This window comes from Promicromonospora sp. NPDC059942, assembly GCF_042731755.1.
Taxonomy (GTDB): Bacteria; Actinomycetota; Actinomycetes; order Actinomycetales; family Cellulomonadaceae; genus Promicromonospora.
The window spans coordinates 512,122-521,987 of record NZ_JBHWLR010000003.1; the positions used below are offsets into that span (position 1 = coordinate 512,122).

5 protein-coding genes are annotated in these 9,866 nt (G+C 72.5%); 4 read left to right on the top strand and 1 reads right to left on the bottom strand.

The window, feature by feature from the left end; genetic code table 11:
• Positions 1–90: 90 nt before the first annotated feature.
• Positions 91–993: a carbohydrate ABC transporter permease gene (locus ACFV9Q_RS07305; protein WP_377232533.1), complete on the top strand. Its 903-nt coding sequence runs from the start codon at positions 91–93 to the stop codon at positions 991–993.
• Complete coding sequence (locus ACFV9Q_RS07310; RefSeq protein WP_377233836.1) at positions 990–1,877, top strand: carbohydrate ABC transporter permease; 888 nt, start codon at positions 990–992, stop codon at positions 1,875–1,877. Before ACFV9Q_RS07305 ends, ACFV9Q_RS07310 begins: the two co-directional genes overlap by 4 nt.
• Positions 1,878–1,940: 63 nt before the next feature.
• Here the strand turns inward: ACFV9Q_RS07310 and nhaA are convergent, their stop codons facing one another.
• On the bottom strand, positions 1,941–3,824 hold the full coding sequence (gene nhaA / locus ACFV9Q_RS07315) for a Na+/H+ antiporter NhaA (RefSeq protein ID WP_377233837.1): 1,884 nt from the start codon (positions 3,822–3,824) through the stop codon (positions 1,941–1,943).
• A gap of 179 nt (positions 3,825–4,003) precedes the next feature.
• On the opposite strand from nhaA, the gene ACFV9Q_RS07320 reads away from it, so the two are divergent.
• Positions 4,004–5,005 (top strand): hypothetical protein, encoded by a 1,002-nt coding sequence (locus ACFV9Q_RS07320; RefSeq protein ID WP_377231781.1) that lies wholly within the window; start codon positions 4,004–4,006, stop codon positions 5,003–5,005.
• 149 nt (positions 5,006–5,154) lie between these two features.
• Entirely contained in the window at positions 5,155–9,846 is a 4,692-nt protein-coding gene (locus ACFV9Q_RS07325; RefSeq protein ID WP_377233838.1) for a S8 family serine peptidase, read from the top strand.
• The last annotated feature ends 20 nt before the right edge of the window (positions 9,847–9,866 follow it).

Below are 9,866 nucleotides of genomic sequence, written 5' to 3' on the forward strand. Positions count from 1 at the left end.
CCCGTCACCCTCCCCCCGTCCTCTCCTCCCCCCCCCCGTCCCGCCCCCTCCCCCCCTCCGCGGCTGCGCCCACTCCTCCGAGGTACCTACATGCTGAACAAACTGCGGCGAGTCGGGCCACCGCTGCTCATGCTCGCCCCGTCCCTGATCCTCGTCGGCGTCTTCGTCTACGGGCTGATCGTCGCCAACTTCACCACGTCCCTGACGGACAACCACACGGCGGCGCAGGCCACCGGGCAGAAGCCGGCCGTCTTCGTGTGGTTCACCAACTACCTCGACCTGCTGGCCAGCGAGGACTTCCAGCACTCGCTGATGAACCTCGTGCTGTACACGGTCGTGTTCCTGGTCGGCACCATGATCATGGGCTTCCTGTGGGCCTGGATGCTCGAGAAGCCCGTCAAGGGCGAGGGACTGTTCCGCTCGGTCTACCTCTTCCCCATGGCGGTCTCGTTCGTCGCCTCGGGCGTGGTGTGGCGCTGGCTGCTCAACTCCAACCAGGGCGAGCAGGCCTCCGGCCTGAACCGCCTGTTCCAGATCGTCGGGCTGGACGCGCTGCAGAACAACTGGTGGAACAACGTCACCTTCGGCATCATCGCCATCGCCATCCCCGCGATCTGGCAGCTCTCGGGCTACGTGATGGCGCTGTTCCTCGCCGGGTTCCGCGGCATCCCCGAGGAGCTGCGCGAGGCGGCCCGGATGGACGGCGCCTCCGAGTGGAAGCTCTACCGGCACGTCCTGTTCCCGCAGCTCTCCCCCGTCGCGCTGTCCGCGCTGATCATCATCGGCCATATGTCGCTCAAGGCGTTCGACCTCATCATGTCGATCTCCAAGCCGGCGAACTACCAGACCAAGGTCCCGGCCGTCGACATGTTCGTGTTCAAGTCGAGCTTCGACTACGCGAACGCCGCCGCCGTCGGCTCGATCCTGCTGATCATCGTCGCGATCGTCATCGTGCCCTACCTGATCCGCACGAACCGTGAGGAGAAGCGATGACCGCCGCAGCCGAACAGCTCACCGCGCACCGCCCGGCGCCCGTCGCGCCCCGCGTGCACAAGGGCCGGTACTCGCTCGCGCGCACGCTGAAGTACGTGGGCCTGATCTTCTTCCTGATCGTCGTCCTGATCCCGGTGTACGTGCTGCTGGTGACCAGCTTCAAGGGCACCGGCGACGCCGACCCGAGCCGCGCCTGGAACCTGCCCCAGATCTGGACCATGGACAACTGGGCCATGGCGTGGACCACGCTCGCGCCCGCGATCGGGCGCACGCTGGCGATCGTCGTGCCGAGCTCGATCATCTCGGCGTTCCTCGGCTCGCTGAACGGGTTCGTGCTCTCGCGCTGGAGCTTCAAGGGTGCCGACATCGTCTTCACGCTGATCCTGTTCGGGATGTTCATCCCGTACCAGGCCGTGATGATCCCCCTGACCCAGCTCGTGCTGAACCTCGGGATCCCCACGGGTGTGCCCACGCTGATCCTGCTGCACGTGGTCTACGGCATCCCGATCACCACGCTGATCTTCCGCAACTACTACCAGACCGTGCCGCACGAGCTCATCGAGGCCGGGCGCGTCGACGGCGCGGGCATGCTGCGCACCTACTGGTCGATCGTGCTGCCGATCTCGATCCCCAGCTTCGTCGTCGTGCTCATCTGGCAGTTCACCTCCGCGTGGAACGACTTCCTGTTCGCGGTGTTCTTCTCCTCGTCCCAGAACGGCCCCGTCACCGTGGCGCTGAACAACCTCGCCAACGGCGCGCTGCTGCAGAACTACGGCGTCTCGATGGCCGGCGCCCTGTTCGCGTCGCTACCGACCCTGCTGGTCTACATCATCCTCGGCAAGTACTTCGTCGGCGGCCTGATGTCGGGCTCGGTCAAGGGCTGACCCCACCACCCCCGGACGTGTCAGACGTCCAGGTCACCGGAGTGACCTGGACGTCTGACACGTTCAGTCGTTCGGGACGGCCTGCGCCACCGGGGCCGTGTTCTCCAGGGCGTGGATGAGCGACTGCGCGTCGTACGGGCCCGTGTGCCGGCGGCCGTTGACGAAGAACGTCGGCACGGCGGTGACCTCCATCGCCTCGGCGTCGAGCACGTCGTCGCGCACCCGGCCCGCCACCTCCGGGGAGGTCAGGTCCCGCTCGAACCGCTCGACGTCGAGCCCGAGCTCTTCGGCCCGCCGGACGATGTCCGAGGGGAGCTGGTTCTCCTGGTCCAGCAGCAGGCTGCGCTCCATGTCGAAGAACTTGCCCTGCATGGCGGCGGCCTCCGCCGCCTCGGCGGCCGCGACGGCGTTCGGGTGGTACCGGTCCAGCGGCGCGTGCCGCCAGACGTACCGCAGCCGGTCGCCGATCTCGCGGTGCACCTCCTGGATGGCGCCCGAGGCCTTGGAGCAGAAGCCGCACTGGAAGTCGCCGTACTCCACCAGCGTGTACGGCGCGTCGGCCGGGCCGAAGACGTGGTCCCGGGCCGGGTCGACGGGGCGCAGCAGCGTGGCCCCCGCCTCCTTGGACGGGTGCACGCGGTCCGAGATCTTGAAGATCAAGGCGGCCAGCAGGAACGCGACCACCGACGCCGTGAGCACGCCCACCCGCGCCTCGTTCTGCACCGCGGCGTCCTCGATCGCGAGGTCCACGATGAACAGCGAGATCGTGAAGCCGATGCCGCACAGCGCGCCGCCGCCGGCGAGCCGGTCGAGCGTCAGCCCGGGCCCGAGGTCCCCGAGGCGGAACACGCGCATGACCGTCCCGGTGCCCAGCACGCCGATGAACTTGCCGACCACGAGGCCCACGATGATGCCCCAGGTGATGGCCGAGCTCGCCGCCGCGGCCAGGATCTCGGCGTTGATCTGCACGCCCGCGTTCGCCAGCGCGAACAGCGGGAGGATCACGTACGCCACGTACGGGGCGTACGCCGACTGCAGCCGCTCGTTGATCGAGATCGACTCGCGCAGGCTGTTCGCCGCGGCCCGCGCGTAGTCGCTGTTGGGCGACTGCCGGAACGTGCGCGCCAGGGTCAGCGCGTGCTCGACGTCGCGCCGGCTGGGCCGGTAGACCGGCACCAGGAGCGCGATGGCCACGCCGGCGAGGGTCGGGTGCACGCCGGAGGCCAGGAACGCCGCCCACACGATGATCGAGAGCGTCGCGTAGATCGGCCCGCGGCCGGTGGGCACGTAGCGCGTGAGGTAGACGCCGACCAGGCCCACGGCGGCGATCACCAGCGGGAGCGGGTCGAAGTTCTCGGTGTAGACGAGCGCGATGATGCTCAGGGCGCCGATGTCGTCGACCACCGCGAGCGCCAGCAGGAAGACTCGCAGCCGGCCGGGCGCGCGTGGCCCGATCAGCGCGAGGGCGCCGACGACGAACGCCGTGTCCGTCGAGATGACGACCCCCCAGGCGTGCTCCCAGCCGGAGCCGCGCGCGATGAGCACGTAGAGCACGGCGGGCACGACGAGCCCGGCGACGGCGGCGGCGACGGGGACCATGGCGCGCGACCAGCTCGTGAGCTCGCCGATCGCGAACTCGCGCCGCACCTCCAGGCCGACGGTGAAGAAGAAGATCGCCATGAGCGCGTCGTTGACCAGGGCGTGCAGCGTGAACTCGAGCTGGAAGTCGCCCACCCCGAGGTTGAGGTGCGTCTCCCAGAACTCGCTGTACGACTCGTAGGAGATGTTCGCCCAGAGGATGGCCGCGAGGGTCCCGACCAGGAGCAGGAGAGCGCCGAGGCGGCTCTGCCCGAGCGAGCGGATCCACACGGCGATGGACGGCCACCGCGGCCCGGGAACGTGCGTCTCGGGGTCGGGTGACGTCTCGATAATGGTCAGGTTCGCCATCTTTTCTCCTGTTTCGCGGGTCACCACGGCCGGACAGCATGAAAATCAGTGATTCTTGTCGCTCAGATTAGTGGGCGGCCCGCCGCGCGCCGGGCAATTTCACCCGCCCCCGGCCGACGTCGGACGGCGCCGCCCGGCCTGCCCGGTCCCGCGCGCACGCCTGACCTACGCTGACCCCCATGCCCCTGGATCCCGAGCCCGACCTCGACAGCGACTTCGAGGCCGTCGGCATCGACGACGACACCCGGCTGGTCTACCGGTACGTGCTGGCCCAGGGCACCGTAGGGGTGGACGACGTCGCGCAGGACGTGCCGCTGGAGGGCACCGACCCGGCCGGGATGCTGGCGCGCCTGCGCGCGGCCGGGCTGATCAACCGCACCGCCGGGGGCGACGGCGAGTACACGGCGGTCGACCCGCGCGTGGCGCTGCGGGCGCTCACGGACCGCACCGCCGCGCAGCTCGACCGCGTCCGGGCGACGATCCCGGACCTGGCCGGCCTGTTCGAGCAGGCGTCCGACGCCGCGGGCTCCGGGGCCGGCGTGCACGTGATCGACGACCCCGCGCTGATCGGCGCCTGGTACACCCGCCTGGAGCACGAGGTGACGGGCGAGTTCATGGCCTTCGACCGGCCGCCGTACGTGCTCGCCGACGAGAACCCCGTGGAGCCGCTCGCGCTGGCCCGCGGCGTCCAGTGGCGAGCCGTGTACGCGGCGGAGGTGCTGGACATCCCCGGCGCGTGGGCGGAGCTGCGGCACGCGGCGTCGGTGGGCGAGCAGGCCCGGATCGCGCGGACCCTGCCCACCAAGCTGGCCATCGCCGACCGGCGCACGGCGCTGGTCAGCTCCGACCTCGACGCGCTGCGGCCGGCGGCCGTCGTCGTCGAGGGCGGGCCGCTGGTGGACCTGCTGGTCGCGGCCTTCGAGGCGGTGTGGGCCGACGCCGTGGAGATCCCGGCGTCCGACAGCCTGGAGGGCACCGCTCCCCCGGACCGCGGGCCCGGCAAGGACGACCGGGCGCTGCTCGCGCTGCTCGGCTCGGGGGCCAAGGACGAGGCGATCGCGCGCGAGCTCGGGCTGTCGGAGCGGACGCTGCGGCGGCGCAGCGCGGACCTGCTGCGCCGGCTGGGCGCGGCCAACCGCTTCCAGGCGGGGGTGCAGGCGGTCCGCAAGGGCTGGCTCTAGGGCCGGCTCTAGGGGTGTCGGCCGGGCGGGGTGAAAAGTGCCCCCGCGCGTGACGCCCGTGTAAAACCTTGCGGCCGGTACCGGCCAGTGGCCATTTCCGGCCATTACGCCCATTGCCCGCACAGGGTAGCGCGGGCTAGACAGCCCTCATGCAACCTCTGCCCTCCGGCCGTCGCCGGGGTCTCCTCCTGGGGAGCACCCTCGTCTCGGCCTCCCTGGTCCTGTCACCCGGAGCCGCCGTCGCGGCCCCGGACGCCGCACCCGACGCCGATCCGGTGCGCGTCATCATCGAGCTCGACTCCCCCACGGCCGCCGACGTCGTCGGCCAGGAGGCAGTCGCCGCCGCACGCACCGCCACGGGCGCCGGTACCGCGCGGGCGCGCAGCGCCTTCGCCGCCGACTACCGCGCCGCCGTCGACGAGGTCGAGGACGCCCAGGAGGGCGTCACGTCCTGGGCCGAGCAGCAGGGCGTCGAGCTCGACAAGCCCGAGTCCGTCACCGGCCTGCTGTCCGCGGTCGTCGCCTCCGTCGACCCCGCGGACCTGGCCGAGCTGCGCTCCGCCCCCGGCGTCGCGCGCGTCACCGAGAGCGCCGCGGTGCGCATCCTCGGCGACGAGGCGAACATCCCTGCCACCGGCGCCCCGCAGGTCTGGGACCGCAAGGACGCGGACGGCGCGCCCGTCACGGGCGAGGGCCGCACCGTGGCGATCATCGACACGGGCATCGACTACACGCTGGCCGACCTCGGCGGCGGGTTCGGCCCCGGCCACCGCGTGGTCGACGGCTACGACTTCGTCAACGACGACGCCGACCCGATGGACGACCACATGCACGGCACGCACGTGGCCGGCATCGTCGGCGCGGGCGGCGACAACCTGACCGGCATGGCGCCCGACGTGACGTTCACGGCATGGAAGGCCATGGACGCGAACGGCGGCGGCACCACCGAGGACCTGCTGCTCGCCCTGGAGGCCGCGACGGACCCGCTGGGCGACCACCCGGCCGACGTCGTGAACATGAGCCTCGGCACGCCCGGCGACGGCACCGACCCGCTGGGCCGCGCGTCGACCGCCGCCGTGCGGCAGGGCGTCGTGGTCGTGGCCGCGGCCGGCAACGCCGGACCGTACGACCAGAGCGTCAGCTCGCCGGCCGCCGCCGAGGGCGTCATCGCCGTCGGCGCGCAGGTGACCGGTGTCGCCGACCCGACCCTGACCCTCGACGGCGCCCGCGAGGGCGACGCGCCCCGCCCGCTGGACGTGACCCGCTTCCCGATGTCGGCCAACCCGCCGGCCGAGGGCATCACGGGCCGCCTGGTCGACGTCGGCGACGGCTTCGACGAGGAGGACTACGAGCAGGCGGGCGACGTGCGCGGCGCGATCGTCGTCATGCAGAGCATGACCGTGAAGTCCCTGGGCCAGGTGGAGGGCCTGCACCTGCTGCAGGCCCAGCTCGCCGAGGAGCACGGGGCCGTGGGCGCCCTGCTCTACACGCCGAGCCCGACCGACCCCGCCGGCGACGGCGGCGCGGGCCCCCAGGGGTCCGCGAACGTCCTGGCCGGCGGCGGCTTCGACCTGCGCCGCGAGTCCCTGGTCATGATGAACATCAGCTCGGCCCAGTACCAGACCTTCAAGTCCGAGGTCGCGGCCGGCACCGTCTCGGGCACCATCGGCTCGGTCGACGTGAGCGACACGATCACCGACTTCAGCTCCCGCGGCCCGAGCGACGCCATGACGCTCAAGCCCGAGATCGTGGCGCCCGGCTTCGAGATCATGTCCGACATCCCGGCCATGTTCGGGGTGGACGGCGACAAGTACCGGATGTCCGGCACCTCGATGGCCGCGCCGCACGTCGCCGGGGCGGCCGCCCTGCTGGCCCAGGCGCGGCCGGAGCAGACCGCGGAGCAGCTCCGCGCGACCCTCATCGGCAGCGCGCAGCCGCTGGAGTCCGACGACACCGACGTGTCGCCGTCCGCCCAGGGCGCCGGCAAGCTCGACGTCGCCGTCGCCGTGGACCAGAAGGTCACGGCAGCCCCCGACGCCGTCTCCCTGGGGCTGGCCGACATGGGCGGCAGCTCGAAGCGCACCAGCACCGTCGTGCTGCGCAACTCCGGCACCAAGGCCGTGACGGTCAAGCTGTCGGCGAAGGCCGCCGCGACGAGCACCGGCAAGGCCGAGCTCTCCGCGCGCCAGGTCAAGATCCCGGCGGGCCGCAGTGCCTCGGTCGACCTCACGGTCACCCCGGACACCAGCACCCCGGACGCGGGCGGCACCGAGACCTCCGGCGTCGTCGTCGGCGCCGTCTCGGACGGCTCCACCGTGCGCATCCCGTACGCCGCCTACGTGCGGCCGCTGCAGGTGCAGTCCTCGCCGACCCTGGCGACCGGCTCCACCGAGGTCTTCGTCTACGCGCCCATGGCACCCGAGGCGACGCCCACCGCGACGGCGACCGCGCCGTCCGGCGAGAAGTACACCGCCGCGCTGACCGCCGTCAGCACCAGCCCCGGCTGGTACCGCGGCACCGTGCCGCTCGACGAGCCCGGCACCTACCGGCTCGACGCCCGCGCGACCGTGACCGGCCGCACCCTGACCGGCACCGGCGGCGTGCAGTCCGAGGGCACCGACCAGCCGGGCGCGTGGGAGCAGGTCGGTCTCTCGGGCGCGGCCCGCGAGCTCGCCACCTCCCCCACCACCCCGGGGACGGGCCTGGCGATGGCCGGGTCCGGCGTGCACCCGTTCGTCACCACCGACTACGGCGTCACCTGGCAGCGGGTGCGCAGCATGCCCGTCGCCGACGGCTGGGGCATCCCCGTGGCCGACACGACCACGCCCGGCGGGTTCTACGTGGCCCTGAACGGCGCCGCCGGCAAGGTCACCCTCGACCCCAGCTACTCCGGCCGCATCGTGCACACGCCCGACGCCGGGGCCACCTGGACTGTGCTGCCCTTCCCCGACGTCGCGATCAGCGAGCTCGTCGCCCACGGTGACGCGCTGGCCGCGGTGACCGACTCCGGCCTCTACGTCAGCCGGGACGGCGGGCAGCGCTGGAGCCGGGTCGCCCCGGAGTGGAGCGGCCTCGTGTACGGCGCCGCCTTCGCGGACGACGACCTGCTCATCGCCACCTACGACGGCGTCTACCGGATCGCCGACGTGCTGTCCGGCGGACGCGAGGTCACCCGGCCGTACGTCACCACCGACTACCGCGACCGCCCCCAGGGCGTCGTGGCCGACGGGTCCACCGCCGTGCTGGTCCGCGGGGACGGCGTCGCGCTGACCTCGGCGGACGGCGGCGCCACCTGGACGGAGGGCGCCGACACCGAGCAGTCCTACGTCACCGTCACCAGCCTGACGAACGGCACCGTGTACGCGTCGGGCCTGTCGTCCTTCAGCACCAGCGACGACCTCGGGAAGACCTGGCAGACCCACCCGCTGCCCGTGCGCGGGCCGCTCGCCACCGACGTCGACCACTGGCCCGGCACGCCGGACGAGCAGATCGTCATGTCGATGGAGAACGCCGGGATCTTCACGACCGACGACGGCGAGGAGTGGACCAAGGCGGGCGTCTCCGGCAGCGACGTCTCCGGCGTGCACGCCGGCGTCGACGCCGACGGCGAGCCCGTGCTGCGCGCCGTCGACTTCGAGGGCCTGCACCAGCAGTCGCTGGCCGACCTCGGCCCCGACGCGCAGAACTGGGGCTCGATCGGCCACGAGGGCGTCATCGGCCGCCAGGTCTCCGAGGTGGCCCAGTCCCCGCTGGGCGACCACGACGTCTGGGCCGTGGGCACCAACGCGTTCGGCGGCGGCCGCATCCTGACGGCGGGCGCCGGAGAGTCCGACGCCGACCTCACGCAGGTGGGCCCGACGGGCGGCTTCAGCCCGACGGCGCTGGCCGTCTCCCCGCACGCCGAGGACACGGTGGCCGTCGGCTACACCTCGCTCGTGGACACCGGCCTCATGGTCTCGACCGACGGGTTCGAGACCTGGACCAGCTACGCCCACGAGGTGCTGGTCCAGCAGATCGTGGTCGACCCGGTCGACGAGCAGCGGCTCTGGCTGGCCACGTCGTCCGGCCTGTACCGCTCGGACGACCTCGGCAGGACGATCACCCGCCTGACCAAGGACGAGGTGCGGTCCGTGTGGGTCGACCCGGCCGACACCGACCACGTGGTGGTCGGCGAGACCCCGGGCATCCGGGTCAGCACGGACGGCGGCAAGACCTTCGCCGCCGCCGAGGTGCCGAACACGTCCGCCGCGGTGGGCACGTTCGTCGCCGTCGAGGTGCCGGACGGTCCGGCCGCCGGCACCGAGCTGCTCGTCGCGGGCGCCGCTCGCTGGCGCCCGTACGGCCTGGCGGCCAACGGCGCCGGGGTGCTCGTCTCGGCCGACGGCGGCGCCACGTGGGTGTCGGCGTCGCACGACCTGACGGCGATGTCGGTGCGGTCCCTGACCGTCAGCCCCGACGGCGCCTGGGTCTACGCCGGCACCGACGAGGGCGGCGTGCACCGCACCGCCGTCAGCGCGCTGGTGCCCGGCGACCTGCTGCCCGCGGCGACCACGACGCAGATCAAGGCCCCGGCCTCGGTCCGCCCGCTGGAGCCGTTCCTGGTCAAGGTCACCGTGTCCGCCGACGACGCCACGCCGTCGGGCCGCGTGACCGTCACCGTGGGCCGCGAGGACGACAAGCACCCCTACTCGCGGACCGTGCAGCTGCGCCACGGCAAGGCCGACGTGCTGGTGCCGCCGCTCCTGCGGGCCGGCGACTACACGATCACGGCGCAGTACGAGGGCACCGAGGACCTGGGGGCCTCGGAGGCTACCGCGGACCTGGAGGTGAAGCGGCGCTGAGGGGCCCTGCTGAGGTGGGG

Excerpts from the sequence above, each read along its gene's own strand:
- ACFV9Q_RS07305 (WP_377232533.1), top strand. The coding sequence starts at position 91 with ATGCTGAACAAACTGCGGCGAGTCGGGCCACCGCTGCTCATGCTCGCC.
- ACFV9Q_RS07310 (WP_377233836.1), top strand. The coding sequence starts at position 990 with ATGACCGCCGCAGCCGAACAGCTCACCGCGCACCGCCCGGCGCCCGTC.
- nhaA (WP_377233837.1), bottom strand. The coding sequence starts at position 3,824 with ATGGCGAACCTGACCATTATCGAGACGTCACCCGACCCCGAGACGCAC.
- ACFV9Q_RS07320 (WP_377231781.1), top strand. The coding sequence starts at position 4,004 with ATGCCCCTGGATCCCGAGCCCGACCTCGACAGCGACTTCGAGGCCGTC.
- ACFV9Q_RS07325 (WP_377233838.1), top strand. The coding sequence starts at position 5,155 with ATGCAACCTCTGCCCTCCGGCCGTCGCCGGGGTCTCCTCCTGGGGAGC.